This window comes from Streptomyces sp. P9-2, assembly GCF_051903975.1.
Classification (GTDB): Bacteria; Actinomycetota; Actinomycetes; order Streptomycetales; family Streptomycetaceae; genus Streptomyces; species Streptomyces cellulosae.
This window is the reverse complement of the sequence record NZ_CP192633.1, coordinates 1,949,708-1,968,433: the sequence shown is the minus strand read 5'-3', so window position 1 is coordinate 1,968,433 and position 18,726 is coordinate 1,949,708. Positions and strand designations below refer to the sequence as shown.

14 protein-coding genes and 1 pseudogene are annotated in these 18,726 nt (G+C 73.9%); 7 read left to right on the top strand and 8 right to left on the bottom strand.

The genetic code is table 11. From position 1 onward, the window contains the following. Positions 1-101: 101 nt before the first annotated feature. Both purU and ACQY0Z_RS09290 read right to left on the bottom strand, forming a co-directional pair. Entirely contained in the window at positions 102-983 is an 882-nt protein-coding gene (gene purU / locus ACQY0Z_RS09295) for a formyltetrahydrofolate deformylase (RefSeq protein ID WP_189896129.1), read from the bottom strand. Positions 984-1,030: 47 nt separating this feature from the next. Continuing rightward, positions 1,031-1,477 (bottom strand): SCO4402 family protein, encoded by a 447-nt coding sequence (locus tag ACQY0Z_RS09290; RefSeq protein ID WP_189896131.1) that lies wholly within the window; start codon positions 1,475-1,477, stop codon positions 1,031-1,033. A 172-nt stretch (positions 1,478-1,649) separates the two neighbouring features. On the opposite strand from ACQY0Z_RS09290, the gene ACQY0Z_RS09285 reads away from it, so the two are divergent. Next, positions 1,650-2,957, top strand: a complete 1,308-nt coding sequence (locus ACQY0Z_RS09285; RefSeq protein ID WP_189896133.1) for an ABC transporter substrate-binding protein — start codon at positions 1,650-1,652, stop codon at positions 2,955-2,957. A 97-nt stretch (positions 2,958-3,054) separates the two neighbouring features. Here ACQY0Z_RS09285 and ACQY0Z_RS09280 read toward each other — a convergent pair whose 3' ends face one another. Beyond that, positions 3,055-4,947, bottom strand: coding sequence for a hypothetical protein (locus ACQY0Z_RS09280; RefSeq protein WP_439812085.1), 1,893 nt, complete (start codon positions 4,945-4,947; stop codon positions 3,055-3,057). Between the two features lie 181 nt (positions 4,948-5,128). Beyond that, the gene (locus ACQY0Z_RS09275) at positions 5,129-6,514 is read right to left on the bottom strand and encodes a transcriptional regulator (protein WP_189896135.1); all 1,386 of its coding nucleotides are present in this window, start codon (positions 6,512-6,514) and stop codon (positions 5,129-5,131) included. A gap of 311 nt (positions 6,515-6,825) precedes the next feature. On the opposite strand from ACQY0Z_RS09275, the gene ACQY0Z_RS09270 reads away from it, so the two are divergent. From ACQY0Z_RS09270 to ACQY0Z_RS09255, 4 genes and pseudogenes are all read left to right on the top strand, one after another. Beyond that, complete coding sequence (locus tag ACQY0Z_RS09270) at positions 6,826-7,488, top strand: bifunctional DNA primase/polymerase (protein WP_254586993.1); 663 nt, start codon at positions 6,826-6,828, stop codon at positions 7,486-7,488. Between the two features lie 67 nt (positions 7,489-7,555). Then, on the top strand, positions 7,556-8,332 hold the full coding sequence (locus ACQY0Z_RS09265) for an ABC transporter ATP-binding protein (RefSeq protein ID WP_254586986.1): 777 nt from the start codon (positions 7,556-7,558) through the stop codon (positions 8,330-8,332). After that, positions 8,329-9,921, top strand: a complete 1,593-nt coding sequence (locus tag ACQY0Z_RS09260; protein ID WP_189896139.1) for a transporter — start codon at positions 8,329-8,331, stop codon at positions 9,919-9,921. Before ACQY0Z_RS09265 ends, ACQY0Z_RS09260 begins: the two co-directional genes overlap by 4 nt. Before the next feature lie 188 nt (positions 9,922-10,109). Continuing rightward, positions 10,110-10,851: pseudogene (locus ACQY0Z_RS09255) on the top strand (alpha/beta hydrolase). 42 nt (positions 10,852-10,893) lie between these two features. On the opposite strand, the gene ACQY0Z_RS09250 reads toward ACQY0Z_RS09255, so the two are convergent. After that, positions 10,894-11,766: an alpha/beta fold hydrolase gene (locus ACQY0Z_RS09250; RefSeq protein WP_439812084.1), complete on the bottom strand. Its 873-nt coding sequence runs from the start codon at positions 11,764-11,766 to the stop codon at positions 10,894-10,896. Between the two features lie 575 nt (positions 11,767-12,341). Continuing rightward, positions 12,342-13,034 carry a metal-dependent transcriptional regulator gene (locus ACQY0Z_RS09245; RefSeq protein WP_006134258.1) on the bottom strand — a complete coding sequence of 231 codons (693 nt, stop codon included), beginning with the start codon at positions 13,032-13,034 and terminating at the stop codon, positions 12,342-12,344. 243 nt (positions 13,035-13,277) lie between these two features. Here ACQY0Z_RS09245 and ACQY0Z_RS09240 point away from each other — a divergent pair, with 243 nt between their 5' ends. Continuing rightward, positions 13,278-14,033 (top strand): SIS domain-containing protein, encoded by a 756-nt coding sequence (locus ACQY0Z_RS09240; RefSeq protein WP_439812083.1) that lies wholly within the window; start codon positions 13,278-13,280, stop codon positions 14,031-14,033. A 198-nt stretch (positions 14,034-14,231) separates the two neighbouring features. Here ACQY0Z_RS09240 and ACQY0Z_RS09235 read toward each other — a convergent pair whose 3' ends face one another. Together ACQY0Z_RS09235 and ACQY0Z_RS09230 are read right to left on the bottom strand one after the other, a co-directional pair. After that, a complete protein-coding gene (locus ACQY0Z_RS09235; protein ID WP_254586989.1) occupies positions 14,232-15,626 on the bottom strand; it encodes a PAS domain-containing protein in 1,395 nt (464 codons plus the stop codon). A 510-nt stretch (positions 15,627-16,136) separates the two neighbouring features. Then, a complete protein-coding gene (locus ACQY0Z_RS09230) occupies positions 16,137-17,237 on the bottom strand; it encodes a citrate synthase 2 (RefSeq protein WP_189896145.1) in 1,101 nt (366 codons plus the stop codon). A gap of 307 nt (positions 17,238-17,544) precedes the next feature. Between ACQY0Z_RS09230 and pdxH the strand changes: the two genes are divergently transcribed. Next, the gene (gene pdxH / locus ACQY0Z_RS09225) at positions 17,545-18,213 is read left to right on the top strand and encodes a pyridoxamine 5'-phosphate oxidase (protein WP_189896147.1); all 669 of its coding nucleotides are present in this window, start codon (positions 17,545-17,547) and stop codon (positions 18,211-18,213) included. Positions 18,214-18,726 lie beyond the last annotated feature (513 nt).

Sequence of the window (18,726 nt, the reverse complement as noted above, 5' to 3'; positions counted from 1 at the left end):
TTCGGGGCGCGTCCACCGCGGCACCCTCAGGGGCGCGGGGAACTGCGCGAACGGCACCAGGCGGCCCGCAGCCGACGACGGGACCCGAGAGGCCCCGCCTCTCAGGCGAACACGACCGTACGGCGACCGTTCAGCAGAATCCTCCGCTCCGCATGCCACTTCACCGCCCGCGCCAGCGCCTGGCACTCCACGTCCCGCCCGATCGCGACCAGCTGGTCCGGCGTGACGTCGTGCGACACCCGCTCGACCTCCTGCTCGATGATCGGCCCCTCGTCGAGATCCGCGGTGACGTAGTGAGCGGTCGCGCCGATCAGCTTCACACCCCGCGCATGCGCCTGGTGGTACGGCTTCGCGCCCTTGAAGCTCGGCAGGAAGGAGTGGTGGATGTTGATGATCCGCCCCGACAGCTGCTTGCACAGGTCGTCCGAGAGCACCTGCATGTAGCGGGCGAGGACGACGAGTTCGACCTCTTCCTCACGCACGATCTCCAGCAGCCGCGCCTCGGCCTCCGGCTTGGTGTCCCTCGTCACCGGGATGTGGTGGAAGGGGATGTTGTACGAGGCGACGAGCTCGGCGAAGTCGGTGTGGTTGGACACCACTCCGGCGATCTCCACGGGCAGCGCGCCGGTCCGCGCACGGAACAGCAGGTCGTTCAGGCAGTGCCCGAACTTGCTGACCATCAGCAGGATGCGCATCTTCTCGTCGGCCCGGTTGATCTGCCAGTCCATCTGGAAGGAGTCGCCGATCGCGGCGAAGCTCGCCCGCAGCTTGTCCACCGTGACCGGCGCCTCGGCGGAGAAGTGGACGCGCATGAAGAACAGACCCGTGTCGTGGTCGCCGAACTGCTGGCTGTCCTCGATGTTGCAACCGGTCATGAACAGGTAGCTGGACACGGCGTGCACGATGCCCTGCTTGTCGGGGCAGGACAGGGTGAGGACGTACTGGTCGGCGGGTGCCGCGGCTCGGGTGGACTGCTCGCTCATGGGGAAAAGGGTCGCACACCCGGACCGGCGCCCGGCCGGTCGTCCCGCTACGCGGAACGCGTCATGATGCGCAGCACCTCGAGCGTGCTGGGCTGCGCGTCCGGGTCGTCGCCGTCGCTCGCCGCCATCCGCACGTGCGCGTCGCGCGCGGCGCGCACCGCCTCCGGCCACCCCTCGTGCTCCAGGTACGCGGTGACCGGGGCGTCCGGCCCGACCTGGTGCATGATCCGCAGCACACGCAGCACGGCGGTGTCGACGAGCGCGGCCTCCTGCGAGTCGCGGAAGATCGTGCCGACGTACTTCTCGGCGGACCAGTTGTCCAGCCAGGTGTCCTCGACGAGCCGGTACACGGCGTCGGTGACGTCCCCGTAGCCGGGCACGCCGGCCAGCCAGACGTCCCGCTGGAAGGCGGGGTCGGAGAGCATGTGCAGCGCGGAGCGCACATTGCTGCGCCAGCGCCACCACGGCATGTCGTTGAGTGGCATGCCGCCCATGGTGGAGGAGCGACGGCCGCGACGGGAAGAGTTCTCCGAACCTTGCACGGTCGTCGATCGTACGTTTCCGCTCCGTACGCCCCGGACGGGCCCCCGTAATTCACCTCCGCGTCACCTCCCGTCGACCGAGCGTCACGGCGCGGTTCGCCGTGTGAGGGAATGGTGCGGGGACATGACCGGCAGGCGACGCATCCGCAGCACCGTCCTCCCCCGCTCCCTCGTCCGGCCCGCCCGCGCCGGCGCCCTGGCCGCAGGCGCGCTGACGGCGTGCGCCGCGCTGGTCGCCGGCTGCGGGATCGTCCCCGGCGTCACGGGGGGTTCCGGGGACGACACGATCACCGTGATGACCTGGGCGCCCGAGAACACCGGCGCGACCAACAAGCCCGGCATGCCCGCGTTCGCCGAGGCCTACGGCCGCTGGGTCAACGCGCGTGGCGGCATCAACGGCCGCCCGCTGAAGGTGCTGACCTGCGACGAACGCGACGACGCGACGGCCGCGGCGCGCTGCGCCCGGCGCGCGGTCGCGGAGAACGCCGTCGCCGTGGTCGGCTCGTACAGCCAGCACGGCGACGCCTTCCTGCCCACACTGGAGGCCGCCGGCATCCCGTACATCGGCGGCTACGGCCTCACCCACGACGAGTTCACCAGCCCCCTGTCCTACCCGGTCAACGGCGGACAGCCCGCGCTGCTCGCCGGGCTCGGCCGCACCCTCGCCGACGCGTGCGGGCCGGTCGCGCTGGTCCGGCCCGACACCATCGCGGGCGACCAGCTCCCGCCGCTGCTGGACTCGGGCCTCGCGGCGGGCGGCCACGACCGGGCCGGCGACCTGCGCGCCGCCGAGGACGCGACCTCCTACGGCGACGCCGCCGAGCGCGCCCTGGAGCACGCGGCCACCGGCAGCGGGGAGGAGGGCTGCGTGGTCCCCGCGCTCGGCGACCGCACCGGCACCTTCATGGACTCCTTCCGGCGCGCCCGCGCCCGGTACCCGGAGGTGCGCACCGCGACCGTGCTGGGGAGCGTCGACCAGACGGTGCTGGACGCCTCCGGCGGGGCGTCGGGGCCGTACGAAGGGGCGTACGTCACCGGCTGGTACCCGGAGGCGGGCGACGCGCGCTGGGACCCGATGAGGGAGGTGATCCGGGCGGAGGCCTTCGGCGACAACCGCATCGACCCGGCGGACGCGGGCGTGCAGACGACGTGGATCGCCTACACGGTGCTGCGTCAGGCCGTGGAGTCGCTCGGCGACGGCGAGGTCAGCGCGGACACGGTGTCCGCGGCCCTGGACGGCGGCCTGAAGGTCACCACGGGCAACCTCACGCCCACCCTCCGCTGGAAGTTCCAGGACACCCTGGCCTCCGTCGGCCTCCCCCGCCTGGTCAACGCGAACGTCACCCTCCACCAGGTCCGCGACGGCCGCCTCACCGAGGCCACGACCGGCTTCACGAACGTGACGTCCACTCTCAAGAACGCGGCTCTGTGAACACCCCGAGGGGCGCGGGGAACCGCGCGCCAGGCCACAGCGAACCGGCGGCCGCGCGAGAACCTGAACCCCCCGCCCCTTGGGCGAACCACACCCCTTACAACTGTGTGGGCGCCCGCTCGGTCAGCCCGTACTGACGAGCGATCGCGTTCCACAACTCGGACGCCTTCTGCTTCTGCTCGGTGGCGGTCCCGCTCTCCCGGTTCCCCGCAGCGGTCTGCTCGGTACTCCGGGCAGACCCCTTCTTGCACACCTTCTTCCCCTTGGCCTGCTCCGCCCACTTCGCGTAGTGGTCGTCGGCCGAGGCGGACGCCTTCCACGCCTTCCGCAGCGCCTCGCTCAGCGCCTCGTGCTCGGGCAGCTTGTCCACGGAGAGCTGGCCCAGGTCGGTCACGAGCTGCCGCCGCTGCTTCGCGGCCTCCCGCAGATCGGACGCGGCCTTGTCGAGGTCACGGCACGCCTTGACGTCCTCCACCGCGTTGATCACGGAGCTGCGGCTGTCGCCGCTGTGCGCGAGCAGCTTGTCCAGCTCGACGGCCTGCTCGCGGGCCGGGTCCACGCTCGGTGAGGCCGACGCCTCGGTGCTCGCGGGCGCGGTGGCGGAGACGGGCTGGTTGGTGTCGCCGTCGTCGTCCTTGTCGCCGCTGCCGAGCAGGGCGCCTGCGCCGACGCCGACGAGGGCGATACCGACGCCGACCGCGGCGATCAGCGGCCAGCGCGGGCTGCCGCCACCACCGCCGCGTCCACCGCCGCGTCCGCCGCCGTGGCCACCCCCGTGGCCGCCCCCGTGGCCGCCCCCGTGGCCGGAGACGGGCGGGGCGGGCGGGGTGCGGTCGGTCCGGACGGGACGGCCGTAGTCCATGCGCGGCATCTGCTGCGTGGTGCCTGCCGCGCCGTCGCCGTCGCGGAAGAGGTTGTCGAACTCGGCGGGCGGCTGCCGGCCCGCGTCGCCCTGCGCGGCGTCGTACGGCGGGGGCGGCCCCTGGTCGGTGATCGGGGCGATGAACTGGGTGGGCTCGGCGTCCGGGTTGCCCGGCATCGGTCCGGGACCGGCCGGCGGCTGGGTGATGCCGAGATTCCGGGTCAGCTCCGCGTCGTGCGTCGCGGGCATCTCGGGCGGCAGCGCGCCGGGGGCGACCGGGGGTATGTACTGGGTCGCGCCCTCGTCTGCGCCGCCCGCCGGGACGGGCGGTATGACCTGCGTGGCGCCCTCGTCCGCGCCGGGCGCGGGGGGCGGCAGCGGGGCGCCGTGGGCGGGCGGGTAGCCGTACCCGCCGCCGGGCGCGGCGTAGGCGGAACCGTTCTGCGGAGGCAGCTGGCCGCCGGCGGTGTGCCCGCCGTACGGGGCCGGCTGGCCGTACCCGCCGCCCTGGCCGTACGGGTCCTGCCCGCCGTGCGCGGGCGGGTAGCCGCCCTGGGACGGCGCCCCCTCGGGCGGCAGCGGCCCGGGACCGCCCTGCGGCTGACCGCCGTGGGCCTGCCCCGAGGCGTCCCAGGAGGGCGGCTGCCCCTGCTGCCGGCCGCCGTGCCGGCCGAGCTGCGGCTGCCCGCCCTGCTGCTGACCGTGCGCCTGACCGCCGTGCGGCAGCTGGGCGTGGTGGCCGCCGTGCTGGGGCTGGCCCCCCTGCTGCTGACCGTGCGCCTGACCGCCGTGCCGGCCGTGCTGCGGCTGCCCGCCCTGCTGCTGATGGCCCCCGTCCCACCCGGACGGCGACTGCTGCTGCCACTGTCCGTCGTTCGCCGGCGGCCACTCCTGGGCCGCGGACGGGGCGGCGGCCTGCTGGTCGGGGCCCCAGGGGTTCCCCCAGGTCTGGCCGCCGGGCGGCGCCGAGGCGGGGAACCCGCCGGCGGGCGGGCCGTCCGTACCGCCGGGCGCGACCGGACCGGACGTCATGCCCGGCAGCAGGGGCTCACCACCGTCCGAGGGCAGCACGATGCCTTCGCGCGCTTGGCGCGCCGAGGGCTCCTCGCCCTGTCCACTCTGCGTCACCGGGACTCCTACCAATGGGGGACCTTGTGAATCGGGCTCACGCTACCGGGTCCCCGGAGCCCGGTGCCACGCAGCACAGAACCTGACCTCCTGCCCTGTGAGCGCGGTAACAAAACCGGGTCACCGCACGCTGATTAGGTCACCCCCTTCCCGTCCGCGTCCCGCGGGAGTGTCGCGTACGTCACGCCGCCGTCTGCAGCTCCATCCGCGCACCGAACTCCCGTACCACCGGCTCCTCCCGGTACGGCTCGAGACGCTGCTGGAGGTCGTCCAGGTACTCCGCGCCCCGGTTGGAGCGCAGCCCGCCCAGCAGTTCGGCGGCCTTCAGGCCCGTGGCGCAGGCCTGTTCGATCTCGCGCTGCTGCACCTGGGCGGTGGCGAGCAGCACGTAGCCGATGGCCCGGCGCCGTGCCCGCGTCGGCGGGTGGCCGTCCAGCGACTCCCGCGCGTACCGCGCGGCTGCCTCCGCCTGGCCGAGGTCGCGGTGGCAGTGCGCCAACTCGTCGGCCAGGTACGCCTCGTCGAAGTGCGCGATCCACGGCGGGTCGTCCCCCGAGGCCGGGTCGGCGGCCTCCAGGGCGCTGACGGCCCGCCCCGCGGCGGCGTGCGCGGCCGGGGCGTCGCCCATCAGCGCGTGCCCGCGGGCCTCCGCCGCGAGGAACATCGCCTCCGCGCGCGGCGTCACGCGCCCCCGTGCGCCCTCCTGTGCCGCGCGCGCCAACTGGGCGATCTCGCGCGGGTTTCCGAGCTGCGCGGCGAGGTGGCTCATGGACGCGGCGAGCACGTACCCGCCGTAGCCGCGGTCCCCGGCGGCCTGCGCGAGCCGCAGGGCCTGGATGTAGTACCGCTGGGCGAGGCCCGGTTGGCCGGTGTCGACGGCCATGTACCCGGCGAGTTCGGTGAGTCGGGCGACGGCAGCGAACAGGTCGCGCCCCACCGCCTCGCGGTACGACCCCGCCAGCATCCCCGAGACCACGCTGTTGAGGTAGTGCACCACGACCGGGCGGACGTGCCCGCTGCCGTACTGGTGGTCCAGCGCGACCAGCGCCTCCGTCATGGAGCGCACCGCCGCCACGTCCGACTGGCCCACGCGGGGGCCGGTGTTGCGCGCGACCTGCCCGTCGGGCGCGGAGATCAGCCAGTCGCGGCTGGGCTCCACCAGCGCGGAGGCGGCGACGGACGAGCCGGACAGGAAGTCCCGCCGCCCCACGTCGCTGCGCCACAGCTCGCAGACCTGCTCGATGGCTCCCAGCACCGTCGGCGAGAACTGGAGGCCCACCCCGGACGCGAGGTTCTTGCCGTTGGCCATGCCGATCTCGTCGATCGTGACCGTACGGCCCAGTTTGCGGCCCAGCGCCTCCGCGATGACGGCCGGCGCCCGGCCCCGCGGCTGCTGTCCCCGCAGCCAGCGGGCCACCGACGTCTTGTCGTAGCGCAGGTCGAGGCCGTGCTCCGCGCCGCACATGTTGACCCTGCGGGCCAGTCCGGCGTTGGAGCATCCGGCTTCCTGGATGAGCGCCTGCAGCCGTTCGTTCGGCTGCCGGGCGACGAGCGGCCTTGCGGCCATGGCGTACCCCCTGAGGCTGCGGTGCCTGCCCACGCACCGGGTTGACGTGTCTCTTCCGCGGCCGTACGTCTCACGTCGTCCCGGCGAGACGTCCGGCCGGGAGGATCAATGCCCCGTCGACATACCGACAATGCGGGACATGTGAGAATTGCCGGGGTATCGACGGCTGCCGACCCCCCTCCTGGTTACCCCGATGCGGTGGCGGATCCCCCCGCGCGCCCCCACGGATGCACCCATGCGCCCCGGAGACGGGACCGGTGCCCCTCCCCCGCGCATACGGCGGGGCGTAACCCCTGGTGACGGGTGAAGTTGTGTTCATCGTGGAAGAGACGATCGCGGGCGCCGAAGCCGTACAGATCCCGAAGCAGCGCGGGGAATCGCTGCTGGACACCGCCGTGCGCTATGCCGAGGAGCGCCACTGGGACGTGGTGCCGGGCACCTGGACCGAGGTCGTCGACGGGGTGCACGTCTGCTCGTGCGGTGACGCGGCGTGCTCCGCCCCGGGCGCGCACCCGGCGGAGCCCGGCTGGGCGGACCAGGCGACCGGGAGCGCCAGCGCCGCGCGGCGGATGTGGCAGAAGCAGCCCGGCGCCTCGGTCCTGCTGCCCACGGGGCGCGCGTTCGACGCGATCTCCGTGCCGGAGACGGCCGGTCTGCTGGCGCTGGCGCGGATGGAACGGATGGGGCTCACGCCGGGCCCGGTGACCCTGACTCCGTACCGGCGCACGGAGTTCTTCGTCCTGCCCGGTGCGGCGGCGAAGCTTCCGGAGCTGCTGCGCAAGCTCGGCTGGACGGCGTCGTCGCTCGACCTGGCGGTCCTGGGCGAGGGGTCGTACGTGGCCGCGCCGCCGACGCGGGTCGGGCGCCACGGCGCCGTGCAGTGGGCGCGCCGGCCCACCCAGGAGAACCGCTGGCTGCCGGACGCGGAGGAGCTGGTGCCGTCGCTGGCGTACGCCTGCGGCCGGGACCGGTGACGGCGGACTCCCCGGGCCCGCGCACCCCGTCGCCGTCCCCGTAGGCTCGGGGACGACGGAGGGAGACGTGGTGGGCGCTGTTGCCGTACGCGTACAGGGGCTGTGGAAGCGGTTCGGGGAGCAGGTCGCCGTCGGCGGGATCGACCTGGAACTGCCCGCGGGGCGGTTCATCGGTCTGGTCGGGCCGAACGGCGCCGGGAAGACCACCACCCTGTCCATGGTGACGGGGCTGCTCCGCCCGGACCAGGGAACCGTCGAGATCGCCGGGCACGACGTGTGGCGCGACCCGGTGCGGGTCAAGGCGCGGATCGGCGTGCTGCCGGAGGGACTCCGTCTGTTCGAGCGGCTGTCCGGGCGTGAACTGCTCGCCTACACGGGCCGGTTGCGCGGGCTGCCCGGCGAGGAGGTCGACAAGCGGGCCACGCAGTTGCTCGACGTGCTCGACCTGGCCGGCGCCCAGCACAAGCTCGTCGTCGACTACTCCACCGGCATGCGCAAGAAGATCGGTCTCGCGGCGGCGCTGCTGCACAACCCCGAAGTACTGTTCCTGGACGAGCCGTTCGAGGGCGTCGACCCGGTGTCCGCGCAGACCATCCGGGGCGTCCTGGAGCGCTACACCGCCTCCGGCGCGACCGTGGTGTTCTCCTCCCACGTCATGGAACTGGTGGAGTCGCTGTGCGACTGGGTGGCCGTGATGGCCGCCGGCCGGATCCGCGCCCACGGTCCGCTCGCCGAGGTGCGCGGCGACGCGCCGTCCCTGCAGCGGGCGTTCCTCGAACTCGTCGGCGCGGACAGCCGCGACGCCGGGTCCGACCTCGACTGGCTGGGCGGAGGCGCCCGGTGAGCACGCCCGCCCTCACTCCGGTCGTCGTCCGGCTGAAGCTCTCCCTGCTGCGCAACGGGCTGCGCCAGTCCGGCGGGCGCCGCGCCGCCTGGATCGCGTCCGCCGTGATCGCGCTGCTGTTCGCCGCGCTGCAGATGCTCGGTCTTGTGGCGCTGCGGGGCGTCGACGGCGCGGAGTCGCTGGTGGTGCTGCTGGTGGCCGTGCTGGCGCTGGGCTGGGCGGTGATGCCGCTGTTCTTCCCCGGCGGCGACGAGACGCTCGACCCGACCCGCCTGGTGATGCTGCCGCTGCGCCCGCGTCCGCTGGTGCGGGCGCTGCTGGCGGCGTCCCTGGTGGGCATCGGGCCGCTGTTCACGGTGTGCCTGCTCGTCGGTTCGGTGATCGCCGTCGCCAGGGGCGCGGCCGCGTGGGCGGTGGGCGTCGTCGCGGTGCCGCTGGCGCTGCTGGTGTGCGTGGCGCTCGCGCGGGCCGTGGCGGCGGCGAACGTACGGCTGCTGACCAGCCGCAAGGGGCGTGACCTGGCGGTGCTCAGCGGGCTGGTCGTCGCGATCGGCGCGCAGGTGGTCAATTTCGGTGCCCAGCGGCTGGGTTCGGGCGGGCTCGACCAGCTCGACCCGGTCGCGGCCGTGCTGCGGTGGCTGCCGGGCGCTTCGGCGATCGGCGCGGTGCACGCGGCGGGCGAGGGGGCGTACGGGGCCGCCGTCGCGCAGTTGGCGGTGAGCGCGGGGGCGCTCGTGGTGCTGCTGGCGCTGTGGTCGCGCACCCTGACCCGGCTGATGACCGCGCCGGACGGCTCCACCCTCCAGACGGGCGACTCCGCGGCCCGCGACCGCCCCTCCACGGGCCTCGCGCGCCTGCTGCCCGCGGGCAGGACCGGCACGGTGATGGAGCGCAGCCTGCGCTACATCTGGCGCGACCCGAAGACGAAGGCCGCGTGGGTGACGTCGCTGGCGATCGGCCTGATCGTGCCGGTGTTCAACGCCTGGCAGGGCACCGGCTCGGTGTACTTCGCCTGCTTCGCGGCCGGGATGCTCGGCATCCAGATGTACAACCAGTTCGGCCAGGACACGTCCGCGTTCTGGATGGTCGCGATGACGATCTCCTCCGCCCGCGAGGCCTACGCCGAACTGCGCGCCCGCGCTTACGCGTTGCTGCTGATCACCCTCCCGTACGCCACGCTCGTCACGGTGGTGACGACGGCGATGCTGGACGACTGGGCGCGGCTGCCGGAGGCGCTGGGCCTGTCCTTCGCGCTGCTCGGCGCGATGCTCGCCACGGGCGCGTGGACGTCGGCGCGCTTCCCGTACTCCGTCCCGCAGGAGGGTTACAAGAACGTGGCCCCCGGCCAGGTGGGCCTGGCGTGGATCTCCATCTTCGGCGGCATGATGGCGGCGGCCCTCCTCTGCCTCCCGGTCATCGCCCTGACGATCTGGCTGAATCTCGACGACGCGGGCCAGGACGTCCGCCGGCTCCTCCTCCCGGCCGGCGCGGTCTACGGCGCCCTCCTCACGTACGGCGGCCTCCGCCTGGCCGCCCCGCAGACGGCGGCGCGGCTGCCGGAGATCGTGACGGCGGTGAGCAAGGGATAGGGCCCGGGAAACCGATGGCAGGCGACGGGCAGCCGCTGCCGGCGTCCGCCGTGACCGTGCTCGAACCGAGGAGGTGACACCCGTGACCGCAACAGCGACGACATGGGTGCTCCCCTCCGGGGTCACGGTCGGGTGACAGGCAGGTCGCCCGGGAGCGCCGTGGCAGCGCACTCCCGGAAGGCACGACCATGCACTTCACCTGGGAACGACGCCTCGACGGCGGCGTCCTGGAACGCGGCTTCACCCTCGACGGCGTCCCGGGCCTCCTCTGGACGCCCGCGAGGGCGTCCGCGCCCGTCCCGCTGATCCTGCTGGGCCACCCGCCGCTGGGCCTGGACGCGATGTACCCGCGCCTGGTGGCGCGCGCCCCCCACGCGGCGGCGGACGGTTTCGCGACGGCCACGCTCGAACTCCCCGGCAGCGGCGACCGCCCGTCCTGGCCGGCTCTGAACCAGGCCCGCGAGGACCTCCGCCGCACACTGCGGGCGGGCGGCCCGGTGGACGACGATCTCGTGGACGCCCTGGTGCTCCCGCTGGTGGACGCGGCGGCCCCGGAATGGCGCGCGGCCCTGGACGCCGCACTCGCGCTCCCCGAGATCACCGGCCGGCCCGGTGGACCTCTCGGGCGGCCTGGTCTCCCTCGCCGTCCGCCTCACGGTGACGGACCCGCGCACCAAGGCCGCCGTGCTCTTCGCGGGCAGCTTCGCCCCACGCGCGACCTTCGAGGAGGCCCGCCGGCTCACGATCCCGCTGCACGTCCTCCTCCAGTGGGACGACGAAGGCAACAACCGCGAAGCGTCCCTGTCCCTGTTCGCCGCCTTCGCCTCGCCGGACAAGTCCCTCCCGCCCACATGAGCGGCCACACAGGACCCGGCCACGGCGGGAGAGGCGGCGACGGGGTTCTTCCGACGGCATCTGAAGGCGGGGTGACGTAAGAATCCGGGGCCCGGCAGACAGCGGCTCCAGGCTCGCTCACTCCCCGTCGAGCGAGTCCAGGAACGGTTCGATCGCGGCCAGCCAGGCCTCGGGCTGGTCGTAGTGGACGAGGTGGCCGGCGTCGGCGACCTCGGCGTACTCCCCTCGGGGGAGGACGCGGACCATTTCCTGGGCCTCGGCGCGGCCCAGTTCGCCGTCGAGGCCGCGGACGACCAGGGCGGGGCAGCGGACCTGGGCCAGTTCCTCCCAGTGGGCGTCGTGGACCCAGGTCTCGCGGGAGCGGAGCATCTGGTCGGGGTCGAAGACGGGGCGCCAGCCGTCGGGGGACTCGGCCATCACCTCGGCGTAGAACTCGCCGCGGGCCGGGTTGGGGCGCTCCACCCAGGGGTCGTCCTCGCCGAACCACTTCCGTACGTCGGCGAGGGTGGCGAAGGGGACCGGCCAGGACGTGAACCACTCCGCCCACTCGCGCTGCGAGGCGCCTCCGAGGGCGGAGGCCCGCATGTCGCAGATGACCAGGCCGCGGACCAGGTCGGGGCGTTTCGCGGCCAGCTGCCAGGCGGTGAGGGCGCCCATCGCGTGGCCGATGAGGACGGCGGGGCCGAGGGCGAGCTGTTCCAGGGCGGCCTCCGCGTCGTCGACGTAGGCGTCGCGGGTGAAGGCGCCCTCGGGGGGCTTCTCGCTGCGGCCGTGGCCGCGCTGGTCGAGGGCGACCGCGCGGTGCCGCGCGGAGAGGCGGCGGGCGGTGGACGCCCAGTGCGAGGCGCGGCCCATCAGGCCGTGCAGTAACAGCACGCCGGGCGCGTCCGGCGTGGCTCCCCCCTCGGCTCCGGCCTTGGCCGGGTCGCCGAACTCCCAGGCGGCCAGGCGTACGCCGTCCGCCCCCGTCACGTCGATGCGTCGCGCCATGGTCTGGCACCCCCCAAGCTCGCTGCCTGCCCACTGACCCTGTCCGTCGCCGGCGCTCCGGCCCCCCGCCGGCCGCCGGTCTCTGCCTGTTGCCACTGCCGCACGCTATCGAATGGGTATTCGATAATGCCCTTCTGTCCGGCAACACCCCTCGTTCGAGTGACCCCCCGCGGGGATTGTCCGGCGCGGGCCTGGGGAGATCTTCAGCGGGAGGCGGACCGCTCGGGGAAATCGGTCCGAGGGGAATGACCCTGGGAGCTCGGGGCTCCGGGTCAGCACAGGGGAGGACAGGCCCCGGCGCCGTGCGGCGCCGGGGCTCCTCACGTGGTCACGGCACATCGTCCCGCCCCTCCCCGGCCCGGGCGGCCTCCACGCCACCGGGCCAAGAACCCCTCAGGTCATATGCCTCACGCGACAGCCTCGCACGCCGGCCCGGCGAACGCTGCGATTCGGCGCAACGCGGACGCGGCACAGCCGGATCCGGCGGGTTATTCGGCGCGTTCACGTCCGGCGGGCGGGAGTCTTGCGCCTCCTGGGCCCCGGTGGTCCCGCCGGCCGCGGAGGGCGTCGACGCGTCAGGGCTTCGCGACGAACACGTGCGAGGCGACCTCCGACTCCAGCTCCGCCGCCTCGCCGCTGCTGCCCACCAGCACGCCGCCCGCGGACTCCGTCACGCTCACCACCGAGCCGGGCTGCACGCCCGCCCGGCGCAGCGAGTACATCAGCTGCGCGTCCGTCTGGATCGGCTCGCCGATCCGGCGCACCACGACCGTCTTGCCCTCGGCGCCCGGGTCCAGGTCGGCCAGCGACACCATGCCCTCGTCGAGGAACGGCACCGTGCCGTCCGTCTCGCCCAGCTCCTCGAGGCCCGGGATCGGGTTGCCGTACGGCGACTCGGTCGGGTGCCGCAGCAGCTCGAGCACGCGACGCTCGACGGCCTCGCTCATCACGTGCTCCCAGCGACACGCCTCGGCGTGCACCTGCTCCCACTCCAGGCCGATCACGTCGACCAGGAGACACTCGGCGAGACGGTGCTTGCGCATCACGCGGGTGGCCAGCCGGCGGCCCTCCTCCGTGAGCTCCAGATGGCGGTCCGGGGCGACGGACACCAGGCCGTCACGCTCCATCCGCGCCACCGTCTGGCTGACGGTCGGCCCGCTCTGGTCGAGCCGCTCGGCGATCCGGGCGCGCATGGGGACCACACCTTCCTCCTCCAGCTCGAGGATGGTGCGGAGATACATCTCCGTGGTGTCGATCAGTCCGGACATACATGCCCCTCGATGAGATCTGCGGATTGGCTCTGCCGGAAGGCTGGACGGCTCACCGGCGTGTGCGCTGGCCCGAGACTCAATTCTTACGCATACGACGGACAACCGGGCCGCGCCCCGGAAACGCGCGGCTCCGGCGGGCGGCGGACGGGGTGTCCCCGACACCCCGCGGACACCGTATTGACACGGCAGTGGTCCAGACCGCACGGTGATCCGCGACATGTCCGCCCCGAAGGGAGCCGCATGAGCGACCGCACGCCCGCCGGTCAGTTCCTCGACGCCGCGATCGGGCTGCTGCGGCGGCTGCGCGACGAGGAGGCCGGGCCCATCGCGGCGGCGGCCACCATGATCGCGGACACGGTCGCCGACGGCGGGCGGCTCTTCGCCTTCGGCGCGGGCCACTCCTCGCTCGCCGCGCAGGACCTCGTCTACCGCGCGGGCGGGCTCGCCCTGATGAACCTGCTCACCGTGCCGGGTGTCGTCGGCGTCGACGTCCGTCCGGCCACGCTCGGGTCCGCGCTGGAGCGGGTGGAGGGGCTGGCGGGCACCGTGCTGGACGCCTCCCCGCTGCGGGAGGGCGATCTCCTGGTGATCATCTCCCTGTCCGGGCGCAACGTGATGCCGGTGGAGATGGCGACGCGGGCACGCGCCAAGGGCGTGAAGGTCATCGGCGTGACGTCGGTGGCGTACGCGTCGGAGACGTCGCCACGGAATCCCTCCGGGACGTTCCTCAAGGACCACTGCGACCTGGTGCTGGACTCGGGGATCGCGGTCGGCGACGCGGAGCTGACCTGGGAGGGCGTGGCCGCGCCGTTCGCGCCCGCGTCCACGGTCGTCACCTCGGCGCTGCTCCAGGCGGTCATGGCCACCGCCGCGGCCGCCCTCGCCGACCGCGGCGTGGAACCGCCCCTGCTCCGCTCGGGCAACGTGGACGGCGGCCACGACTGGAACACGCACGTGATGACGGAGTACGGCGACCGGATCTTCTACCAGCACTGAGCCCGGTACGACCTGGGTCGCCCCGGGCAGGCGCTGCTCACGGCGAGCCTTCGTCCGCGGCCCGGCGGGGGCGTGGCGCGCGGTTCCCCGCGCCCCTCAACGGTGACGGCGGGGTCGCGCCCCGAAGGGGCGCGGGGAACTGCGCGACCGGCCACCACGGACCCGCAGCCGACGTCCGCGCCCGTCGCGACCGGCCCCTCACCCCTCCCCGGGAAGCAGCGCCGCCAGATCCAGCGCGGACGCGATGTGCGCCGCCACGTCCTCCGCGTACATCGCGTCCGCGCGCTCGAAAGCCGTGCGGTTGGACGTGCGCAGAAACGTCACGGCACCAAGCGTGCGGCCGCGGCTGCGCAGGACCGTGCACAGGGCGTGGACCGTGTCCTGAGGCCACTGGCGGGCCAGCGCCCACTCGCGTGCCGCGCCCGCCTTGAGCGAGCCCGCGCCCGCCCGCACCGTCCCGGCGCGCTCCACGCACTGCAGGGCAGGGTGCCCGTCGGCGTACAGCACCGGCAGGCCCGCCCGCCCTTCGAGGCGGCTGGGGCCCGGGGCGCCCGACGGGGTCTCCGCGATCCGCACCAGGCGGACCCGGTCGGTGTCGGTGCCGCCCTCGGCGACCCGGTCGATCAGCGCGTGGTCGGCGAACCCGGCGAGTGCGAAGTCGAGGTGGACGGTGGCCGCCTCGGCCGGGTTCTCGCACTCCGCCGCCGCACGGGCGGCCCGGTGCAGCTGCTGGGCACGGAACCGCAGCAGCGACGCCTCCTGCTCGCCCTGCCGCGTCTCGGTCACGTCCTGGAACAGCCAGCCCACACCCAGCGGCACCGGCTCCTCCGCGAGCGGCGACGACAGCCGCACGAAGCCGTTCCGCCAGCAGCGCCGGCGCTCGCCCTCGGGCGTCCGCACGGTCACCCACAGCTCGGCCGGCGCGGGCGGCGCGCCCTCGGCGAGCACATGGGTGAGGGCGCTCTCCAGCTCCTCCACACCCTGCGACAGCAGCTCCCCCAGCGGCCGCCCCAGCACCGACGTACGGCCCGCGCCGAGCGCCCGTGCCGCGTACGCGTTGACGACGGCGGGACGCAGGTCGGCGTCGACGAGGACGACGCCCCAGCCGGCGTCCTCCAGCAGCGCCTCGCTCAGCGCGATGGAACGCTCCAGGTCGATCTGCGCGTGGACCTCGCTGAACGCGCAGTACACGCCGGCGGGCTTGCCGTCGGGACCGCGTACGGCGGCGGACTGGGTGCGCACCAGGACCCGGCGGCCGTCCTTGGTGAGCAGCGCGAACTCGTTGACCTGCCGGCCGGGCGCGTCCATGGCCGACATCAGCCGCGCCTCGACCTCCTCGGCGTCCGCGCTGCGCACGGCCCACCCGGCGAAACCGGCGCGCCCGACCGCCTCCTCGGCGGTCCAGCCGAGGATGCGTTCGGCCTCACGGTTCCAGTGGGTCACCACGCCGTCCGCGTCGAAGGCGCACAGGGCGGCGTCCATGCCGTCGAGCAGCGCCGCGAGCAGGTCGGAGCCACCAGGCCCGTCCCGCTCGGGCTCGGGCCCCTCCGGCCCCAGCTCGTCGGTGGCCCCACTACGCCGGGATGCACTCACCTGAACCCCCTGCAGGCTGTGTCCGCACGTACGGCACGACGATTCGCTCACCAACAATCATTCAACTTGAACGTGACCCAGCGCACATCGAGTTCCCGACAAGATTGTGGGAATTGTTGCCTGCTCCCTGGTACCCACGCTTTCACGAGGTAAAAGACCCCGTGCCGGGGACCGGTTCGCACGGGGTCCGGCCGATGGGGAAGGCCGGCACAAAAAAGTGGTTGATCCGGCGGCGGGCGGTTCTTAGGGTGGCGGTACTTCGGAAAGGAGGTGGTTCGGCAGATGTATGACAACCGGACGGAAGAGGTGGCTGCGGGCTAGTGGCCCGCCGTCGTACTCGGTTCGGCGCCGGACCGGCGTGCGCGAGATGCACGCGACCGGCCTAATCCAACGCAGTCACCCGACCCGCGAGTCGCCGGTAACGTCCGGCCGGCTCCCCCGAGGGGGAACCAGACTCGCGGGTCGCCTGCGTTTCCGAAGGCTCTCAGCCCTTCGAAGGGCTCAGGGCGCTCAGTGCGCGAGGGACGCGTAGCCCTCGACGTCGCGCGGGTCGCGCGGGCCCGGGCCCACGTAGCGGGCCGACGGGCGGACCAGCCGGCCCGTGCGCTTCTGCTCCAGGATGTGCGCCGACCAGCCCGCGGTGCGGGCGCAGGTGAACATCGACGTGAACATGTGCGCCGGGACCTCCGCGAAGTCCAGCACGATCGCGGCCCAGAACTCCACGTTCGTGGCCAGCACCCGGTCCGGGCGGCGGGCGTGCAGCTCGGCCAGCGCGGCCTTCTCCAGCGCCTCGGCGACCTCGTAGCGCGGCGCGCCCAGCTCGCGGGCGGTGCGGCGCAGCACGCGGGCGCGGGGGTCCTCCGCGCGGTAGACGCGGTGGCCGAATCCCATCAGGCGCTCGCCCTTGTCGAGGGTCTTGCGGACGTACGCGTCGGCGTCCCCGGTGCGCTCGATCTCCTCGATCATGTGCAGCACGCGCGAGGGGGCGCCGCCGTGCAGCGGGCCGGACATGGCGCCGACGGCCCCGGAGAGCGCGGCGGCGACGTCCGCCCCGGTGGAGGCGATGACGCGGGCGGTGAACGTGGAGGCGTTCATGCCGTGCTCGGCGGCCGACGTCCAGTACGCGTCGACGGCGGCGACGTGCTTGGGGTCGGGCTCGCCGCGCCAGCGGATCATGAAACGCTCGACGACCGACTCGGCCTTGTCGATCTCGCTCTGCGGCACCATCGGCAGCCCCTGGCCGCGCGCCGACTGGGCGACGTACGACAGGGCCATGACGGCGGCGCGGGCGAGGTCCTCGCGGGCCTGCTCGGCATCGATGTCGAGGAGCGGTTTCAGGCCCCACACGGGGGCGAGCATGGCGAGCGCGGACTGCACGTCGACGCGGATGTCGCCGGAGTGCACGGGGATGGGGAACGGCTCGGCGGGCGGCAGTCCGGGCGCGAACGCCCCGTCGACGAGCAGCCCCCAGACGTTGCCGAAGGAGACGTGACCGACCAGGTCCTCGATGTCGACGCCCCGGTAGCGGAGGGCGCCGCCCTCCTTGTCCGGTTCGGCGATCTCCGTCTCGAACGCGACGACTCCTTCGAGCCCGGGTACGAAGTCGGACATCAGGCGGCTCCCTCGATAGGTGGGTGACAGATGGTGTTGTGGGGTGGGACGACCATGTGTCGTGGCGCGATCGGTGTGGGTCCGGGGGATCCGCGGTCGGCTCGGTGAAAACTCGCGGTCTGGACGTCACCCCTGTGATGCCCGGCTGGCGGTCACCCAACCGGATCAGTGCCAGCACGATATCCCTGAGTGCCAGTTTTGGGGAGGGTTCGCGGCACTGAGTGCCACCCGTGAGGTTGGGCACCGGCTGTCTGTGACGTGGGCCACCACTCCCTCGCGGCCTGGGCGGATACGGCAGGATGACGGCGTGACCGACCGAGACGCCGTCCCCCTCGATCTCGCCTCGATGCGCAAGCAGTACCGGACCGAGGGGCTCTCCGAGACCGACCTCGCCGCCACCCCCGTCGAGCAGTTCGCGCGCTGGTTCGCGCAGGCCGCGCGGGAGGGCGGGCTGTTCGAGCCGAACGCCATGATCGTGTCGACCGCGGACGCGGCGGGCCGGCCGAGTTCGCGCACGGTGCTGCTGAAGCACTTCGACGAGAGCGGGTTCGTGTTCTACACGAACTACGAGTCCCGCAAGGGCCGCGATCTGGCCGAGAACCCGCACGTCTCGCTGCTGTTCCCGTGGCATCCGGTCGCCCGGCAGGTCATCGTCACCGGCACGGCGCGGCGCACCGGGCGCGACGAGACGGCCGCGTACTTCCGCACGCGGCCGCACGGGTCCCAGCTGGGGGCGTGGGCCAGCGGCCAGTCGACGGTGATCGCGTCCCGCGAGGAACTGGACACGGCGTACGCCGCCCTGGCGGCGCGCTATCCGGAACCCGAGCGGGTCCCGGTGCCCCCGCACTGGGGCGGCTTCCGGGTGGTCCCGGAGACGGTGGAGTTCTGGCAGGGCCGCGAGAACCGCCTCCACGACCGCCTGCGGTACGTGGCCGTGCCGGGCGGCGGCTGGAGGGTGGAGCGGCTCGCGCCGTGAGCGGTCTCCCTGCGGGGCGCGCCGGATCGTCCCGCGGGCAGCCCGGCCGGGCAGGCGTACAGCAAAGCCGTCACCGCGAGCGCCGCCGCTCAGGCCCCGGGCACTGCGCCGCCGAGACACGCGAGGACGACGGACCGGGTGTCCCGCCCCCGTGCCTCTCCCGCGGCCGTGGGACGCCGCTACGCTCGGCAAACGGTCCCGCCGCGCCCGCCGGACGAGGCCGTGGCCGCCGCCCGAGACCTCGCACGCAGAGCGACGAGCAGCCGGCCCTGGGGCGCCCTCACCTCGCGTGACCGCGTGGCGTCGGGCCCCGCCCGCGAGATGCCTGACACCAGGTAACGCCCTTGCGCGCCTGCAACGCGCGGCACGGGACGCCGTCCGGGCAGCCCGGCGCACGGAGTCGCCGTGGGATTCGTCGCAGGCGTCCCCCGGGGCGCCGGTGCGGAGGGCCGGGCCCCGGCGCCCTGGCCGCGCGCGGGCGCGCCGTCACGCGCCGTGAGAGTCTGCGCGCCT

Bases quoted from the DNA above. Each gene is read 5' to 3' on its own strand.
- purU (WP_189896129.1), bottom strand. From the start codon at position 983: ATGAGCGAGCAGTCCACCCGAGCCGCGGCACCCGCCGACCAGTACGTC.
- ACQY0Z_RS09290 (WP_189896131.1), bottom strand. From the start codon at position 1,477: ATGGGCGGCATGCCACTCAACGACATGCCGTGGTGGCGCTGGCGCAGC.
- ACQY0Z_RS09285 (WP_189896133.1), top strand. From the start codon at position 1,650: ATGACCGGCAGGCGACGCATCCGCAGCACCGTCCTCCCCCGCTCCCTC.
- ACQY0Z_RS09275 (WP_189896135.1), bottom strand. From the start codon at position 6,514: ATGGCCGCAAGGCCGCTCGTCGCCCGGCAGCCGAACGAACGGCTGCAG.
- ACQY0Z_RS09250 (WP_439812084.1), bottom strand. From the start codon at position 11,766: ATGGCGCGACGCATCGACGTGACGGGGGCGGACGGCGTACGCCTGGCC.
- ACQY0Z_RS09245 (WP_006134258.1), bottom strand. From the start codon at position 13,034: ATGTCCGGACTGATCGACACCACGGAGATGTATCTCCGCACCATCCTC.
- ACQY0Z_RS09240 (WP_439812083.1), top strand. From the start codon at position 13,278: ATGAGCGACCGCACGCCCGCCGGTCAGTTCCTCGACGCCGCGATCGGG.
- ACQY0Z_RS09230 (WP_189896145.1), bottom strand. From the start codon at position 17,237: ATGTCCGACTTCGTACCCGGGCTCGAAGGAGTCGTCGCGTTCGAGACG.